The sequence below is a fragment of the Solibacillus sp. FSL W7-1464 genome, assembly GCF_038004425.1.
Lineage (GTDB): Bacteria > Bacillota > Bacilli > Bacillales_A > Planococcaceae > Solibacillus.
On the sequence record NZ_JBBORC010000002.1, the window covers coordinates 1 to 17246 of the forward strand.

General features: G+C 37.5%; 18 protein-coding genes. 12 read left to right on the top strand and 6 right to left on the bottom strand.

Annotation, left to right across the window (positions count from 1 at the left end; genetic code table 11):
• Positions 1 to 900, top strand: a 900-nt coding sequence (locus MKZ25_RS19620; protein ID WP_340803062.1) for a UvrD-helicase domain-containing protein, incomplete at its 5' end; no start/stop codon positions are given.
• A gap of 771 nt (positions 901 to 1671) precedes the next feature.
• Positions 1672 to 3213 (top strand): primase C-terminal domain-containing protein, encoded by a 1542-nt coding sequence (locus MKZ25_RS19625; RefSeq protein ID WP_340803063.1) that lies wholly within the window; start codon positions 1672 to 1674, stop codon positions 3211 to 3213.
• A 157-nt stretch (positions 3214 to 3370) separates the two neighbouring features.
• Here the strand turns inward: MKZ25_RS19625 and MKZ25_RS19630 are convergent, their stop codons facing one another.
• Both MKZ25_RS19630 and MKZ25_RS19635 read right to left on the bottom strand, forming a co-directional pair.
• Positions 3371 to 3604 carry a helix-turn-helix domain-containing protein gene (locus MKZ25_RS19630; protein WP_340803064.1) on the bottom strand — a complete coding sequence of 78 codons (234 nt, stop codon included), beginning with the start codon at positions 3602 to 3604 and terminating at the stop codon, positions 3371 to 3373.
• A gap of 279 nt (positions 3605 to 3883) precedes the next feature.
• The gene (locus MKZ25_RS19635; RefSeq protein WP_340803066.1) at positions 3884 to 4114 is read right to left on the bottom strand and encodes a hypothetical protein; all 231 of its coding nucleotides are present in this window, start codon (positions 4112 to 4114) and stop codon (positions 3884 to 3886) included.
• A 219-nt stretch (positions 4115 to 4333) separates the two neighbouring features.
• Between MKZ25_RS19635 and mobQ the strand changes: the two genes are divergently transcribed.
• The 3 genes from mobQ to MKZ25_RS19650 all read left to right on the top strand — a co-directional run bounded on the left by mobQ (position 4334) and on the right by MKZ25_RS19650 (position 7281).
• Positions 4334 to 6406, top strand: coding sequence for a MobQ family relaxase (mobQ, locus tag MKZ25_RS19640; RefSeq protein ID WP_340803067.1), 2073 nt, complete (start codon positions 4334 to 4336; stop codon positions 6404 to 6406).
• A gap of 334 nt (positions 6407 to 6740) precedes the next feature.
• The gene (locus MKZ25_RS19645; RefSeq protein ID WP_340803068.1) at positions 6741 to 7034 is read left to right on the top strand and encodes an ArsR/SmtB family transcription factor; all 294 of its coding nucleotides are present in this window, start codon (positions 6741 to 6743) and stop codon (positions 7032 to 7034) included.
• A 4-nt stretch (positions 7035 to 7038) separates the two neighbouring features.
• Positions 7039 to 7281 carry a hypothetical protein gene (locus tag MKZ25_RS19650; RefSeq protein ID WP_340803069.1) on the top strand — a complete coding sequence of 81 codons (243 nt, stop codon included), beginning with the start codon at positions 7039 to 7041 and terminating at the stop codon, positions 7279 to 7281.
• A gap of 313 nt (positions 7282 to 7594) precedes the next feature.
• Here MKZ25_RS19650 and tet(L) read toward each other — a convergent pair whose 3' ends face one another.
• The 4 genes from tet(L) to MKZ25_RS19665 form a co-directional block, all read right to left on the bottom strand.
• Positions 7595 to 8971, bottom strand: coding sequence for a tetracycline efflux MFS transporter Tet(L) (tet(L), locus tag MKZ25_RS19655; RefSeq protein ID WP_001574277.1), 1377 nt, complete (start codon positions 8969 to 8971; stop codon positions 7595 to 7597).
• Between the two features lie 33 nt (positions 8972 to 9004).
• Positions 9005 to 9067 carry a tetracycline resistance efflux system leader peptide gene (locus MKZ25_RS19885; protein ID WP_012779615.1) on the bottom strand — a complete coding sequence of 21 codons (63 nt, stop codon included), beginning with the start codon at positions 9065 to 9067 and terminating at the stop codon, positions 9005 to 9007.
• 188 nt (positions 9068 to 9255) lie between these two features.
• Positions 9256 to 9471: a hypothetical protein gene (locus tag MKZ25_RS19660; RefSeq protein WP_340803070.1), complete on the bottom strand. Its 216-nt coding sequence runs from the start codon at positions 9469 to 9471 to the stop codon at positions 9256 to 9258.
• Positions 9472 to 9697: 226 nt separating this feature from the next.
• The gene (locus MKZ25_RS19665; protein ID WP_340803072.1) at positions 9698 to 10558 is read right to left on the bottom strand and encodes a helix-turn-helix domain-containing protein; all 861 of its coding nucleotides are present in this window, start codon (positions 10556 to 10558) and stop codon (positions 9698 to 9700) included.
• A 105-nt stretch (positions 10559 to 10663) separates the two neighbouring features.
• On the opposite strand from MKZ25_RS19665, the gene yidC reads away from it, so the two are divergent.
• The 7 genes from yidC (at position 10664) to MKZ25_RS19700 (ending at position 17244) form a co-directional block, all read left to right on the top strand.
• Entirely contained in the window at positions 10664 to 11422 is a 759-nt protein-coding gene (gene yidC / locus MKZ25_RS19670; RefSeq protein ID WP_340803073.1) for a membrane protein insertase YidC, read from the top strand.
• Between the two features lie 350 nt (positions 11423 to 11772).
• Positions 11773 to 12330: a hypothetical protein gene (locus tag MKZ25_RS19675; protein WP_340803074.1), complete on the top strand. Its 558-nt coding sequence runs from the start codon at positions 11773 to 11775 to the stop codon at positions 12328 to 12330.
• A gap of 32 nt (positions 12331 to 12362) precedes the next feature.
• Positions 12363 to 12701, top strand: a complete 339-nt coding sequence (locus MKZ25_RS19680) for a CagC family type IV secretion system protein (RefSeq protein WP_340803076.1) — start codon at positions 12363 to 12365, stop codon at positions 12699 to 12701.
• A gap of 70 nt (positions 12702 to 12771) precedes the next feature.
• The gene (locus tag MKZ25_RS19685) at positions 12772 to 13116 is read left to right on the top strand and encodes a conjugal transfer protein (protein WP_340803078.1); all 345 of its coding nucleotides are present in this window, start codon (positions 12772 to 12774) and stop codon (positions 13114 to 13116) included.
• A 13-nt stretch (positions 13117 to 13129) separates the two neighbouring features.
• Complete coding sequence (gene trsD, locus MKZ25_RS19690) at positions 13130 to 13795, top strand: TrsD/TraD family conjugative transfer protein (protein WP_340803079.1); 666 nt, start codon at positions 13130 to 13132, stop codon at positions 13793 to 13795.
• 11 nt (positions 13796 to 13806) lie between these two features.
• Positions 13807 to 15744: a VirB4 family type IV secretion system protein gene (locus MKZ25_RS19695; protein WP_340803080.1), complete on the top strand. Its 1938-nt coding sequence runs from the start codon at positions 13807 to 13809 to the stop codon at positions 15742 to 15744.
• Between the two features lie 141 nt (positions 15745 to 15885).
• Positions 15886 to 17244 carry a hypothetical protein gene (locus MKZ25_RS19700; protein WP_340803081.1) on the top strand — a complete coding sequence of 453 codons (1359 nt, stop codon included), beginning with the start codon at positions 15886 to 15888 and terminating at the stop codon, positions 17242 to 17244.
• The last annotated feature ends 2 nt before the right edge of the window (positions 17245 to 17246 follow it).

The window sequence follows — 17246 nt, forward strand, 5'->3', positions numbered from 1 at the left end:
ACTACAGAAAATCAGAATCATTTAAAGAAAAAAACTATTCAAAAATTTGGTAACTTTCCAAATAATATATTTGTTTTTGGGTATTTCGAATTTTTATTAAATTTTATAGTGAAACCGTTAAGTCCATACTCAATAAAAAATATATGTTATGAAAAACCTAATCCTAGAAATCCTTCTCCTTTTAATAAGAATAAGGATTTAATTTATTCTAATAGGATAGCCAAGTATATTTTGAATCATCTTCCAGAATTTAAAACTAGAATGGAAAAATATTTTGATGAAGTTTTAATTGATGAGATGCAAGACTTCGCATCAGATGATTTTACATGGATGATGTCATTGTCTAAGCTTAATATACCAGTGATGTTAGTTGGTGATTTTTATCAGTCTACTTTTTCATCAAGTATTAGAGGGAATAATTTAAAAAATCTGTATAAAGATTTTTTGAGCTATAGAGAAATTGTTGAATCATCTGGTTATGAATTTGATACTGAAATACTTGTTAAAAGTAGAAGATGTACAATAACTGCTTGTGATTTTGTAAAGAAAAACTTAAATATTTTAATAGAATCGGATAAACTTGTACCTTCAAGAGTAGAATTAATCACTAAACCACAAGAAATAGAGCAAGTGTTAACGAACTCCGAAATAAAAAAACTATTTTATATGAACTCTCATAAATATCAGTTGAATGCTGGTAATTGGGGAGGAACAAAGGGTATGACATATGAGAATATATGTGTTGTGTTAAACGAAACAACCTACAAACTTTATCAAAGTAATTCATTATATGAATTAAAGCCACAGACAAAATCCAAATTTTATGTTGCATGTACAAGATCATTAAATGATGTATTATTTATACGTGAAAAGGATATTCCAAAAAAGTATAAATTGTAAGCTTTCTTCAGATTTTATTTATATAAATTTTGAGTTCGAGTATTGTAACAAAAATGTAATATAACGATCCTTCCCTCACAAAAGTGGAAAAGTAGAAATTTCCACCTTTGCGAGAAACGTATCTACTTAACAAAAGTAGAAATTTCTACTTTTGAAATAAAGTGTTTATTCGTCCCCTTTCACGAAATGCCTTGCTATATAAGGTGTGAGAGGGGATTTTTTTGTCTAATTTAAAGGCGAAAAAATCATTTCTACTTCGCAAAGGTGGAAAAGTGGAAATTTGCAATTTCTACCTGAAGTCAACTTTCTCGCAAAAGTGGAAAAGTAGAAAAGTGCGAGGAAACATAAGGATACCAAGGCTTTTTATGAGTTTACAACACTCGCATTTTATGTTTTATTTAATAGTAATAAAGGTTTTAGGCAAAATAAAAAAGCCATTCCTCTTATGTCTTGCCGGACAAGGAATGACTTCAACAATTTCAACAACTAAATAAGTGAGCGTCCGAGCGGTTAGCTGGTAACTAACTTATCGTCGTTGATCTACAACAAAATAGGCTTCCTGGCAGATGCTTATTTGTTGCTATAATTAAATTAAATAAATGGTGTGCTGGTAACACGCCATTAGTAAAACAATATTACGCTAATTATAGCAACTGTAGACGACATTTTCAATATTTCTGATTGAAAATTGGCTTCATGCACCCTTTTTTACGTGTGCTTTTGAACGAGATAGCTGTGGACGCTCACCTAGAGGAAAGGAGAGCTATGTCCATGGCTATTTTTGCGTTAGAAAAGCACGAGATGGGGCAGTTATTTGATACGCTGCTACATACAGGAATCCACACATATAAAAAGAAACATTCTAAAGCAAGCTTACCGGCACGTGTTGAGGCAGAGAAGAAAGAAAAATCGACACGACAAGGGGCTGTCTTTGTGGTGCGTCAAAAAGCAGACTTTACAGCAAATGGCGTAAAGGGGTACATCGTGACGTCGAAGGAAACGTTATTAGAGGATGCGCACACGCTGACGCACTTTACGCCGAACGTGTACCGTACGTTTGGCTATACAGATGAAAATCGCCGTTATATTCACGGCTTTGAGGAGCGTAACCTACAGCAAATTAATACGTTCGTCGTGGATATTGATACGAAAAAATATAGCGTGAACGAGCTGCTCATGGCATGCATGGACGCTTCAATTGGTTTACCGACGTTTATTGTTGCATCGGATCGTGGTTATCAGCTGTATTTTGTATTATCTGCGCCTTTTTTCATTTCAAATAAAGAAAATTTCCGTGGCTTAAAAGTGGCCAAGCGTATTAGTGATAATTTGAAGCGTAGTTTGCAATCAGTTGAGGCTGATTTATTTTGTAATGACTTTGGTTTCTTCCGCTTACCAACGGAAAAAAATGTCGTGTATAAGGATTTAGAGAACCAATATTCAATGGCAGCTCTTATTAATTGGTCGATGCGTCAAGATGATGATATGCAGCGTCCTTTATTTGTGCTACCTACAAAGAAACATAAGCAGTCTGTCGTGCATACAGAGTGGTTTGATGCATTAGTCCATACAGTGAATATTAAGGGTAATAAGGGCATGCTAGGGCGTAATAACACGCTGTTTACACTAGCGCTTATTTGCTATGCAGAAGGCTGGGATTTAGAGCGTACGGAGAACTTTTTAGATGAATTTAATGCTCGCTTACAGGAGCCTTTAAATGGTCAAGACTTATATGCTGTTTTACAGTCCGCTTATTCAGGCAAATACAGTGGACCAAGTAAAGAATATGTCGGGGCGATACTTGCCCTGCACGTCAAAAATGGTGAGCAATATACGGTGTCTTTTGGCAGCCGTGCCTGGTATAAGTTTAAAAAGGAGCGTGAGGATCGCACACGTAGTCATTATGACGAGTGGGAGCAAGATCTGATTGACTATATTACGGCTGAAAAATCGTCTTCAGAACCGTTTATTTGGCGTACACAAAAGGAATTATGTACAGCTGTTGGCATGGCACAAAGTACGTTAAATGAAGTGCTAAAGCGTTCTAAAAAGTTTGTTAAAACGGTCACTGGCAAAGGTCGAGGAGCGAAAACAGGTTGGACGACGGTTAAGCTGTTTCTTCAGTATGCGATGGAGCTTGTACAAACAGCGAAATCGAAATACCGTCAGCAGCTTATTCAAGTTGTAAAAGAGTGGACGGAAGAATTAGATGTGATTGCCGGCTATGTGCCATTAATGATGTATTTAGAACAACTATACTTCAAAGAAAGCCCACCAGTATCGGCTGAAATTCACATTCGGGGCTCTAGTTAAATTAATACTCCAGTCTGCCTTACATATTTCTAATTACGTGGCTGTCTTGGGCGGGGGTTGTAGAATTACCGTGGTTGTGATTGCTTTATGTTTTTGTTGGAGAGTAGAGCCCAGAGCGGGAGGCGTTCCGCAGGCCAGCTTGCTGGGCGAGGACCTTTTATTTGAGGTGGTTGAATCTATCGTGATTAAAGAATTGTGGGATGGATAGATTTAACCCTTTAATTAGCTGATGAATTGTATCGATACGAGGATTTTTATTACGGATATTTAGTGCAGAATCAACAGTGGATTGTGTTAGATTTGAACGTCTAGCAAGTTCAGAAATGGTTAGGTTTTGTTCGTGCATGAGTTGTTTAATGTGATCCCTTATAGCATTTGATAGTAGTTCCATATGATTGTCTCCTTAAAACTTAACAAAAGTAGAAATTTCCACCTTTGTTAAGTAGATTTATTGAATCTGATTGGTCGTTTTTCTTTGATTATGTTTGCAAAGATTTGTAGTAGTTCTTCTGTTTCTTCAACAGATAGATGGTGTGTGTCAAAGTGTTTGTCTAGTAAAGCGCCTTTTTGGATGAGTATGTGTGTACGTTCTTTACGTGATTGTTGTTTTGTGAGCTTTGTGATTTCAAGTTCTAAGCGATTTTTTTCAGCGATTAGTTTGTGTAAATGATTAGCTGTCATGGTTTTGTTCAGGAGCTGCTTTTGGTGTGCTGTAGTCTTGGTAAAGTGTGACTAGGGTTTCAATGAGCTCATCGACTTGTGTTTTAGAAAGGTCTTCATGTTGGATATTTAATTTGGCAAGGAGTTGGCGTCCAATATGTGCGTTCATTTTATCTTTTTCTAGGCGAATTTGTTCTTTCATTTCTTCAAGCTTTTCGAGTTTTTTACGAATGTCATTCATAGGTAGTTCTCCTCTCATTCTTGAATCTTATTTTAACAATATTAGAGCATAAAAGAGAAAATAATTCAAATAATAAGAGATTTATGATAGAATAGATAAAACTAAGGGCGCACTTATACACCATGTGTTCGCTACGCTCTCATTTGGTGTATGTGCGAAAACATGGTCACGCTTCACGTGAAAAATTCGCTCGCGCTCATGTGAAAAGAGGGATGCTTGATGGCAATTTATCATTTTAGTATGCAGGTCATTTCTAGAGGTAAAGGACAATCAGCAATCGCCAGTGCAGCTTATCGAAGTGGGGAACGATTATATAGTGAACGGTATGATAAGGTGAGTTCTTATCATCACCGTGATGTATTACCAGAAACGATGCTTTTAAAGCCTGTACATGCGCCTGAATGGTGCTTAGATCGGGAAAGACTATGGAATGAAGTAGAGAAGATTGAAAAGGCAAAAAATGCACAACTTGCACGTGAATTTACAGTTGCTTTACCAGTAGAGTTATCAAAGCAGCAACAAAGAGAATTACTGCGTCATTTTGTACAAGAGGTATTTGTAGATGAGGGCATGGTTGCAGATGTGGCGATTCACCGTGATGATGTTAAAAATCCACATGCTCATGTGATGTTAACAATGCGTCCATTTTTAGAAGATGGTTCTTGGGGAGCGAAGTCTCGAAAGGAATATATTGTTGATGAAGATGGGGAGGCTTTATTTACGGAAAGTGGGGCAAAAAAGTCTCGAAAAATTGACGTAAATGATTGGAATCGAAAAGAGAAATTACAGCAGTGGCGTTCGTCTTGGGCAGTTTATGCGAATCAGCATTTATCGCTTGCTGGAGTGGACTTAGAGATTTCAGAAAAGTCACACGCTGATTTAGGGTTAGAGCAGGAGCCGACGATTCATGAAGGGTATGTTGCACGAAAGATGGAGCAAGAAGGGCGTTCTTCCGATCGCGTGGCGATTAATCGTGAAGTGAAGGAGCGCAATGAGAAGAAATTAGCGCTTCAGGACGTTGAGCAAAGGTTAGAGCAGTTTGAAAAACATGAACTCATTTTAAAGGCATTATCGCCAGCTGAAAAACAGGAGCTTGGCCAGTTATCAAGTGTTCTGAAAATGTATGTGCTGCCGGAAACATTAGCGGATAAAAGAAGGATGCTTTATTTGTGGGATGTGAAGCTGCAAGTGCAGCTTGATCTAGGGAACTTTAATGAGCAAAGCTATAAAGGTTTTGAAGCGCAAGAAAAGGCATTTAAACGGGCTGAGGAGCTGTTTGAAAAGGAAGCTGACCGTTTGCTCCTCAAATATTATTCTACGCTTGATACGAGCACGTGGACGTCTTTTGAAAAGCGTGAGGTGTTAAATGGGACAGCTCGTCTTGGGAAAATGTTAAGTGAGGCAGAAGTAAATGAGGTTTTAATGGATGCTCGGGCTGAAGAAGTTATTCGTCAGATTCAGTCGATTGTGAAGCAGCCGATTGCGACGGTTGTAGGAGCTGAGGAACGATTACAAAAAGTACAGCAACAAACAGCAACTTTTATGCAACAGCATGGTGTATCTTTGCAAAATAAAGCGACAATTGCCCGTTTACCAGAGGCAGAGCGAGCACAGTTTGAAAAGCAGCTAAAGGAGCTGAAACGGTTGCAGCTCGCATTGAAGATTTTTGGCGCTTATTACGACGAACGGATTCATTTACGGATGCCTAGTTTAGATGTCTCAGATAAGTCGCTTGTAGAGCGTGAATGGCTTGTCACAGCAATGGATTATTACGGGGAGGCTTTTACGAAGGAGCAGCTTGATGATTTTCCTCGGACGCCACCGAAAAAGTACGAAAAAGAGCAGCTGCAATTGGTGAATCGTTATTTAACACGTAAGCAAGCGTATGATCTATCGATTTTAAAAGGTAAACAGGCGTCGCCACAGGAGTTATTAGCATTGCAGCAACAGTTAGAGGAACGACTTGTGAAAGACCTCAATCATCCTCGTTACCGAGCGTTTGTGTTAAGTGATTGTATTGGAGAAGGTATTTTATCGGAAGAACAGGCAAATCGTCATTTAGCCGTTACGCTTGTGCAGACGAAGGACGGTGTTGTTCGTTACAACGATACGTTTGGTGGTAAGCAATTAAAAGTGTACGGCGCACCATTTTTATTTGAGCAATTCTTTAAAGGAAAAGCGATTGACCGGATTTTGGATGAGCTTGAATATGAGGAGTTCGAAAAGTTACAGGCACAGCGTCAGCGAATGAAGCAGCAACCCGAATCAAATCAAAAGCGAAAACGTTCTTAGTCCTGCCGACAAAACGCGAAAAATATACGCTAACAATATGCAGGATTTTATGCAAGATTGTAAGAAGTGTAATTATCACGAAAATACGCTTAAACGATTGTCAGGAAAGGCTTTTTAAAAACGTGCATAAAATTACGCATAAACAATGTTCCATAAGAAAGGGCAGAAACGTTGATTTAACAACATTCCTGCCTTTTTACTATGCGCCCAAACTTTGATTTGGGAACGTTTATTTGAATGTCTATGTATTTACTTATATTGACAAAGTGAATTACCTGTAATAAAATACTTACATATGAAACATATTACTAATGGAGACGAGTTACTTTTGTTTTTGGAAGCTTTATCGAATCCTCATCGATTAAGAATCATTAGCATTTTATCTAATGGAAAACAGTATGTTAGTCAACTTGCTAGAGAGCTTGGTATGAGTAGACCACTTTTATATTTACATTTACAGAAGCTTGAAGATGCGAATGTTGTTTCAAGCGATATGGAATTATTAGAGAGTGGAAAGGCTGCGAAATACTATATGCTAAATTCATTTGATTTGCAGCTTAATGAGGAACTTATTTCGAAGTTAGAACCAACACTTACTCTAAAAAAAAATAAAAAGATGGAGGATTAAATCAATGTCTAATGGTGCTACAAGTGTAAATATAGGAGATGTAGTGGCAACAATCGTTATGTTCGGATTTATAGCAGTTGTAATTATTTTTATAGTATCTATTTATAAAGCATATAAGAAAAATGTAAAACGTGCAGAGGAACGACTAAATGTTGAAAAACAACAAACATTTAACCTACAAAAACAAGTGGACGAATTAAATGACCGAGTAAGAAAAATTGAAAAATTATTAAAAGAAGTAGATTAATAGTCAAGAAAAGCCTTTATCCACAAATGATTGGATAAAGGCTTTTAATGTCCCCAAAGTGGCATTTGGGAACGTTTATTGAATTTATAATGTATATAGTATTTATTGTTCAAAAATAGATATTACAGTAATCCTTAAGACAATTAATACAAAACTACTTGTTTTTTAAGGCTCTTTTCTCAAAGATTGTTGCTAAGAAGAAAAGTGTCCTTATTCCACAATCGCGCCCTTTAATGGAACAAAAAGATTTGAATTCCTGTTATAAAAAAAGGATCAATTTTGAACTCTCTCCCAAAGTTGATCCCTTAACGATTTAGAAATCCCTTTGAGAATGTTTATATACATTCAAGGTAACCAGCCAACTAATGACAATGATTCCTGAAAAAAGTAATAACAAATTACTATACAGATAAGTTGACTGATCAACTTCCATAGGTAACAACCTTTGATCAAGTAAGGGTATGGATAATAAACCACCTACAATTGCAATACCTGTTCCCTCTGATAAAAAGCTGGTAAAGTTAAGCAAACTCATTCCAGCACCAGCTTCCTGCTGTTTCAAGCTACTTGAAACAATTGTTGATATAACTGTTTTGGTGAACGAAAGCCCACCTAAAACAAATACGATTATAATTGTCATGAACCATGATGTTGTTTCTAAAAGAAAGGAAGCAGTTAAAAAGCTAACAGAAAGAAATGTAACTCCGATGTTTAACACGTATAAAGGACCTCTTCTATCAACAAGTATCCCACCAATGTAGCCGAAAATAATGACACTCATTGTTCCAGGGAAAATAATTACACTTCCGATTTCGGCAGTACTTAGCTGGTGAACATCTTTCATCATATAAGGAACCATAGAGACAAACCCTGCTACTGTTCCAAATATAATTCCCCCACAAAGAACTCCAATCATAAAAGGTATATTTTTCCCTAATCCGGGATCAACAAAAGGATCTGTTACTTTCCTGATATGTTTTACAAATATCAGGAATGACAGCACGCTAACGATAAGAAAAGAAATGCTATATGATGTTGTAAACAACATAAAAAATACAATGCCTACAGACATTAGTATAATTCCTTTGATATCAAAATGACCTTTTATCCTTACTTCTTTCTTTAATAATTTCATAAGAAACGGAACAGTGATAATTGTTATCATAGGAATGAGTAGAAGATAGGACCAATGAATATAATGGGCTATCATTCCACCAATCGCTGGACCGACTCCTTCTCCCATGGCTACTATCGATCCAATAAGACCAAATGCTTTACCCCTATTTTCCTTTGGAATATAGCGCGCAACTACAACCATTACGAGTGCTGGAAATGCAGCTGCACCAGCCCCTTGAATAAAACGAGCCATAATAAGTAAGGAAAAGAAAGAATGGCCAACAAACCCAATTACCGACCCGAAACAATTTATTATAATTCCAAATAGGAGTAACCTTTTGATGCCTAATTGATCAGATAGCTTTCCATATACAGCTGTTCCAATGGAAAAGGTTAACATAAAGGCTGTGTTCACCCAGTTTGTACTCGCAGGTGGTTTATTAAAATCATTTGCAATATCAGGTAATGAGACGTTCAAAACCATTTCATTTAATACGCTAAAAAAAGATAAAATGCAAAGCCAAATTAAAATTTGGTTGTGTCGTAAATTCGATTGTGAATAGGATGTATTCACATTTCACCCTCCAATAATGAGGGCAGACGTAGTTTATAGGGTTAATGATACGCTTCCCTCTTTTAATTGAACCCTGTTACATTCATTACACTTCATAATTAATTCCTCCTAAACTTGATTAAAACATTTTACCACATATAAACTAAGTTTTAAATTCAGTATTTCATCACTTATACAACAATATGGCCCGATTGTTGAATAACACTAATTACCCAAAACAACAAAGTTTACGAAAACAGCCTTTTTTAAAGTACATTTGATGCCAACAGTTATCCAAAGTAATTCTAAAAACACCTAACAACAAGAGATATACTCACTATCCCCCAAGCAAAAGTACCACATATCCACCAAATTACAGATTTAGCTTTTGATAAATTTCCCTCTGATTCCGGATTTGCTTTTATAAAAGCGACTTTACTCTCCATACTTTTTTTCATAGAGAAGATAACAACAAATCCAATTATTATGAAACCGATAGTTATCCAAAGTAATAGGTCCATTTTCCACCCCCCTTTTTAATTGAGTTTTCCGGCAATTTATTGTAGTAATTAGATTCGACAAAGATAACAACAAATTGTGTTAATTCAGATTCGTTTTAGTATATAAAATACCCCGTGAAGATAATAATTAATACGTATTAGAATGCTGAAAATTAACATTCCCAAAGCGCTGTTTGGGCACATTTTTATGGATTTTCAAAGAGAGAAAGTCATTTTGAGTTGATTGTTATAAGTTCCTTGTTAAGAGATGAAATTCTTTTAGTAATAGCTCTTTCGTCTCTTCATCTTTATAAATAGTCAGTAATTGTTCCATTCTCTCTAATTCAACTTCATATGGTCGCTGCAAGTAAAAAAGGCAAATTGCTTTTCTTTCAAAAAGAATGGCGACAAATTTAGGTCGCATCTTATGTAAGAATTTAAGCTCCGTTTCTTCAAGTAATGTGAGACAATCTTCAAACAGATACCGTTCAATATAGTGAAATGATAGATTGATTCGAAAATAAGCACCTAAATACGATACATCATAAGGAAAATCGTCATATTTTTCTAATCGTCGCTCCGCCGTTTTTGTCATTTCCATTGCAACTTCGAGTGGGAAAAGAAAGAGAATCGCATTTAACAATTCGAAATCATTAATATACCAATCATCTAAGATTTGTAACTGATGCCATATAGGGGCTACCAATTGCCGTGATTTTTCCACGGTATTTTCCTGTTGCAAGATGATAAATGCTTTATAAACCAGCTGTAAAAAGTCAATATATTGATCTTCCGGATGATGAACTAAATATTCTTTGACGGCTTTAAGCATTTTTTGTAAATCGTCAATACTAGCTATTTCTAAAGAAGTAAATGTTTTAATTATTCGTTCTCTTTCACTCAACTCATAGCCATTTAAAATATAACAAAACTCTTGTAAATTAATATTTATTTTCGTAATAAGAGGGAGGAATTGATCCAAATTGATGGATAGCTGTGATTTTTCAATTTTACTATAAGCACCTTGCGTCATAATATTTCTAGCAAGGTTTGCCTGTGTAATCTGGCGACTTTTTCTGATTTTCTGAAGTGTAGTTCCAATGTTCATATTACTCAACCACCTTATATTCTATATGGAATAAAATGCTTTGATTTTATTGAACGACTTTATACTAAAAATGTAAAGGAAATTCAAGAAAAATAAGGTGAGCACATGAAGAAGTACATTTTATTATTGGGTAGCGTTTTATTATTAGGAGGTTGTTCGGAATACAATCAACCCATTTCAAGTGAAAGCGAAGGCATTTGGAATGAATGGATTGTTTGGCCAATTGTAAAATTTATTCAATTTTTAGCTGAATTCACAGGAAGTTACGCAGGGGGAATTATACTTGTAACTGTTATCGTGAAAATATGTATTTTACCGTTAACATTAAAACAAATTAAAAGTTCGCGAGCGATGCAGGCATTACAGCCTCAATTACAGGCACTACAAAAGAAATATTCATCAAAGGATGCAGAGACGCAGCAGCAATATCAACAAGAAATGATGAAGTTAATGCAACGTACAGGTGCTAATCCAATAGCTGGGTGTTTACCGGTACTCATTCAAATGCCAATATTAATTGGACTTTATCATGGAATTAGTCGAATGAATGTCACACCCATGTATGAGTTGGGCTCAATTTTTGGTGTTCCTTTAGCAACTTCAAGTATCATTTTTGCGATGGTTGCAGGAGGGATGCAATATCTCGTATTAAAAACAGGACCAGTATTAAATACAAATCCTCAAATGGTTATCATGCAATATATATTACCAGTGATGATTATGATATTTGGTTTTATGGCTCCAACAGCTATTACGTTGTATTGGATCGTTAATAGTTTCATTTCAATCCTACAGAATATTTATATATACAAAATTCTTTATGGCAAAGATGAAATTACCGCTTTGGTAAATGAGAATAAATAACATAAAGGATTTGAAAATTGCCTCTTAGAAAGTATTCCACAGGGGCAATTTTTCTAATTTAGTCTTAAACGCACCCAAACCGACGTTTGGTAACATTATCCCCCTTAACGTTGTAAATCCGCATTTTTCTGACGAGACGCCTTAGCGTACAAAATTTCCGAAATGTTGACGGCATTCCTACTAAAATTATACCTTTTCACCTTTAAATTTACAGAAAAACCAAATATTTTAATGGCATTTTTGTTACAACTGTAACAAGAACATGTGTTTCTTTAAATTACACTACATATCTGCTTATTGCCTTGGTGAACGGGAAAATACGGTTATCAAAGGTACGAAAGTAGGTGATAGTGCTGATTACGGAACGCTGGTTAAGCAGTAAGCGAGCGACTGAATTTGTACATGACGGGCAAGTAGGGGTGAGTGAGCCAGTGAAGGGGCAGCCACTTTCACAGATTCGACAGCAACTTGCTGAGGAAGAGGTAAGTTCTTCTATTGAGGTGAAGCCACTTGTGTTACGGCAGCATTTTTTACAGCAAGGCAATGTAGCTGATGCTAACCGTGTCGACCAAGTAGATGTAACGGCAATTCGTGTGAAAGGCGGGCGTATTGTGAATGAAGTGTCCTTTGCCGGAGCTAGTTTTTTAGAAGGATTCTTGAGCGTGTACGGGATTGAATTAGAGCGAGCTGTTCGGCGCTATGAGGACGAGCTTCAGCTATTTGAAACGCTAGATCAAGAACGAAAGCAGCGAGCCATTTTTGTTGGGCGATTGAAGCACGGAGAACTAGAACAGCTGTCTCCTTCATTGGAAACCGAGCAGCAAGCCAAAATACAGCTAGAGGCAATGAAGCAAGTAGAAAAGGAGCGTGCACTAGCGCCATCTTTAGAGGTGGAGCGTGATGAATAATAGAGAAATGAATAGTGAAAGTAGGTTTGCGTATGACAAATAACACGAAAGCAACAAGCTTAATACTTCAAGCAGCTTTGGCCATTGTCGTTTGTTATTTCATAACACCCGAAATCGTTTTTGCCTCAGCTGGACAAGTCCAAGCTAAGCTCACAAATGCAGCCAATGTCGTGAAAGGCATTTTAACAGCGCTTGTGGTCTTAGTCGGAATTTGTGCAGCTTTATTTATTATTATTAAGCGCATGCCGTCAGCGGATGATCCGCATGAGAAGAATGAAGTGTTTAAAAGTGTTGGGCGTGTATGTGCACTAGTTGCTTTAGCAGCAGCGATTATTTGGTTATTGCCGTGGTTATATTCATTATTCACATAAGTAGATATTTAATAAGTAGAAAAAACTACTTAACAAAAGTAGAAATTTCTACTTTTGCGAGGTGTAGAGAATGGCAGAGCATAAAGGCAAGAAGTTTGTGTTCCCTGAGAATGTAGAGTCGGGTTACGGGATTTTTCTAGGGATTACACTGAAGGAATTACTGCTATATCTAATGCCACCGATTGTCATTGGACTAATCATTGTCGCTTTGCCACCACATAACGTGTGGCTCATGCTGTTTAAGTTCATGCTTTTACTAATTGTGCTCATTATCATTTTAGCTTTCTTATCTTCTCGACCAATTCGCCACAGGCCGAATATTCGTTTTCAGGATTATGTAAAGCTACGCAATCAATTTACGAGTAGACAAAAGCTCTTTTATATACGGAAGAAACAGAATCGCTTTTTAAAGTAAGGCGGTGATTAGTTTGTGGGAAAAGTTGTTCGGTCCTAAGAAAAAGCCAATAGACGATTATGTATTTGATGATGAGCCGAAAACGCTCGATCAAGGTAAGAAGAGCCTACAGGAAATGTCTTTAATTGAAGCACAGTACAATGATTTTCTCGTGACAAAACGAGGCTATTTAGTCGTATTGCTGAAAGTGACGGGTATTAATTTAGATTTACTCACAACGACCGAGCAAGAGGATGTTTTTGATGAGTTTAACGCCTTTTTAATGTCGACGCTCGGTGAAAATAGTGAGGAGGTGCAGCAATACCTTGATATTACGATGCCTGTTGATTTTAGTGAGTATATTTTATTTTGGCAGCATCGTTATTTAACGGTACTAGAGGAGGAGCCGGAAAATGAAGCAAAGCTAGCCCTCATTGCGAGCTATGTAGATACATTTTCTGGCGTTGCATCTTCACAGGAAATGACGACAAAGACACATATTGTCGTACTGCATGAAAAAATACCGAAAAAGCATTTGGCGTCACTCGAGCAAACAGCGATCTATTTGGAAGAAAAGGTGCTACTTTTTATTCGGCAATTAGAGAATGCACTGAGTACGTATGATGTGGAGGCTCGGCAGCTAACAGCAAAGGAGTGTCGTGAGGTGTTACAGCATTTACTCAACTTCTCCAATCACTAGGAGGTGATGGCATGTTTAAACGACGACAGCAGCCACACGTGGAAAAGGAACAAGCACTTAGTGACGTACTGGATGGGTCGAGCTTAGATATGATTTATCCGTTTTCATGGGAGGAATGTGCGGACCATATTGAGTCCGGTGATAATTTTATTCGTGTGCTTGCGATTATTGATTACCCAAAGAGTCGATACGGCAACTGGTTGTCAGAGCTGAAGCGTAAGAAGGGCAACATTACGATTGTGCAATTTTTAGAGTCATCCAATTCGACGAAAATGGTCGAGCACTATAATAAGACGATAAAAAATAAACAGGCTGAGCTATTAAAGACGTTTGACCCGCTGAAAAAACGCCAGCTTGAAAAGCAGGTTGAAGCAGCTGAGCATCAATTGATGAAATTTCTTGAAAATGAGTCGAGCTACATTTATCAGTACACGTATATTTATTTGCAGGCGAAGTCGCTGGAAGAACTGAATGCCTTGAGTGATTCCGTTCATAATACGCTCGTGAAATTGCAGCTAAAGGCAATGACACCGATTAAGGCAATGTACCAAACGTTTTGGAGTGCGATGCCGATTTTAGAAAATCTGCTTGGAGACTACACGTATAAGCAGTCCAATACGGAGGCAGCGAGCAGTATGTTTCCATTTGATGATGCCGAAATTTTAACGATTAACCCACGTAGTGATGTAGAAGGCGTGAACAAAGATACGGGTAGCTTAATTGCCATTGATTATTTGGACCGTAAAAACACGCTTAATCAAAATATGGTTGTCATTGGGACGAGTGGTGTCGGTAAGACCACTTATATGGTGCAGAAGATTTTACGTTATTTTGCTCGGGGCGTGAAGGTGTTTATTATCGATCCTGAAAATGAATACACGAACATCGTCGAGCATTTAGGTGGAACAGTCGTCCATTTAAGCAGTAATTCGAGTACAAAGATTAACCCATTAGAAGTGTTTTCTGAGCAAGTCATGGACGAGGGACCTGTTGATTTGGATATGGTTTTAAAAGATAAAATTCAGCGTCTTCTCGGTTTCTTTCAAGTATTGAAGCAGGATATTACGCAGGTGGAAAAGGCGATTTTAGATGCTGTGTTACGTGAAGTGTACCGAGATGCAGGGATTTTGAAGTATAACAGCTTTAGAGAGATTCCCAGCACAGCATATCCGATTTTATCGGACGTCTATGAGGCAATTGCTGCTTTAAAGGCGCGTGACGCTGACCGGTATGCACGGATTGAGGATTTTCATTATATTTTGGAGAGCTATGTGAATGGTAGTAAAACGATTTTTAATGGGCATACGAATATTAATTTACAAAGTGACCTTTTATCGTTTGATTTAAAGCCGTTGCAAAATGAAGCTGACGCGCGTGGAGCAGCGTATTTAAATACGTTTAGTTATTTATGGGATAACATTACGGAAAATACAAGTGAAAATGTGAAGCTGTTTGTGGATGAGTTTCATTTCTTAACACAAAATCCAGATGCAGCGAGTTTCTTTTACCAGGCATATAAACGATTTCGAAAGTACAATGCGGGGGCAATTGCCGGTACGCAACAAATTCAAGATGTGCTTGATGGGAAGATGGCCAATGGTCAAAATGTTGGTGAGGCTGTCATTGGGAACAGTTATACGAAAGTATTTTTTGGTCTTGATAATAAGGGCGTAGATGATATTACCGAAAAGCTACGCATGACCTTTAGTGATAAGGAAAAGAAATTATTAGAGCGTCGTAAGCAAGGCGAGGCACTCATTATTCATGGTACACAGCGAGCGTTTATGCAGGTAGAACTGACAGAAGAAGAACTACGATTGAAAGATCCAGCTCGTTATGAGGAGTTATATGAGGTTAGTGCAGCCATTACACCGAATTACGAGGAGCGTATTCGTATGACAGAGCTCGAGCGACAAGAGGCACTAGAAATGAAGAACTTTGAAAAGTAGAAATTTCCACTTTTGTTAAGTAGAAATTTCTACCTAACAAAAGTATACGAAATATAAATTTATTTGGTTAACTGGTTAACCTATTGGTATTACTGTATTTATAAGTTAACCATTTATTTTAAATCGTTAGGAGGTGCTAGTATGAGTGCGACCAAGATTTACAATTTTTCATTTGGCAGCATTAAATTAACACGTGAACTAGCCCAATTTACGATCCATCGTAATGAATTTAGTTATGACCGATTGGAAGAAGTCGAACAGTTTTTACGCGATACACGGAATGATGCGTTTCTATCATTTCGAAGTATTGAGGAGAATGAAGGGCATGTCGTCATGACTTTTCATTTTGTAGAGCACTTGAAGCCCATTGTGGCGATTAAACAGGAGGCTTATGTTGTAAAGCTTGCTATTGCCCAAGCGATATTACTTGATGAGATTGTGACGAAGACTTCAAGCTTCGTTAGCTTGCATCCTGCAACGGTGTATTATCATCCGATGTCGACGATTCGTTACGGCTACCGAGCGAACCGACAAATGCCACGTGAGGAAAAATATACGCATTTACAGCGCTACAAGGCATTAATCTTAACGATTTTAACAAATCAACCATATGAAAAATGCTTAGAAGAGCCTGAGTATTTAACGAAGCGTGCGAATGATTTGGTGCATTCGATTTTACAGGCACAAACAATTGAAGACATGCAGCTCTTATTAACCGAAGCTTATGACTTCGTAGCGTATCATACCGTGCAGACACAAACAGCTGAACGGAAGATATGGCGTTCTCGTATGATTTTAGGTGTTGTTTTAACAGCGTTACTTGGCTTAGTTGGTACCTTCTATGTAAAGCAAGATGCTAATGAACAGCAAGCAGAGGCTCTTTCGACACTAACAAAAGATTATGAGCAGAAGCAGTTACGGCAAGAGGCACAGACATTATTTGCTGACGAACAATTTGAGGAGTCCATTCCGTTATTTTTTGAACTAGGGGATTCTTCAAAAGAAGTGGCAACTAAGTTAATAGAGGAGGAAGAATGGCAACTTGCACTTGATACGGAGCCAGCCGTTTTAGAGGAAATCATCACCGCTTTATATGAGCAGGGAGAGGAGAAAGAGCTCCTTGATTTGACACTTTCACAAGGGGAATCTGCGTACTCGCAAAAGCTCGCACATGAAAAAGCTATTGTCAGTTATGATGCAGCACAAATGTCAGCCGATTTACCGTTTATTTCAGACGAACAGACGTTAAAGCGTATGGGGCAAACATTTGTGAAAAACGGTGATATGGCAGGTGCTCGGGAAATACTCAATAAGACGCAGGATGCCGAGCTGAAGCGTGCGATTGAACTCACACAGGCGGAGAGTGAGCTTGTCGTAGCGAAGGAAAAATTAATAGCTCTCGAATCTGAGAATTCAGCAAACAAGGCCGATCAATTGAAGGTACAGCAAACGAAAATTCAAGAATTGGAGGCGAAAATTCAAGGGTTAAAGGGAGGCTAAGT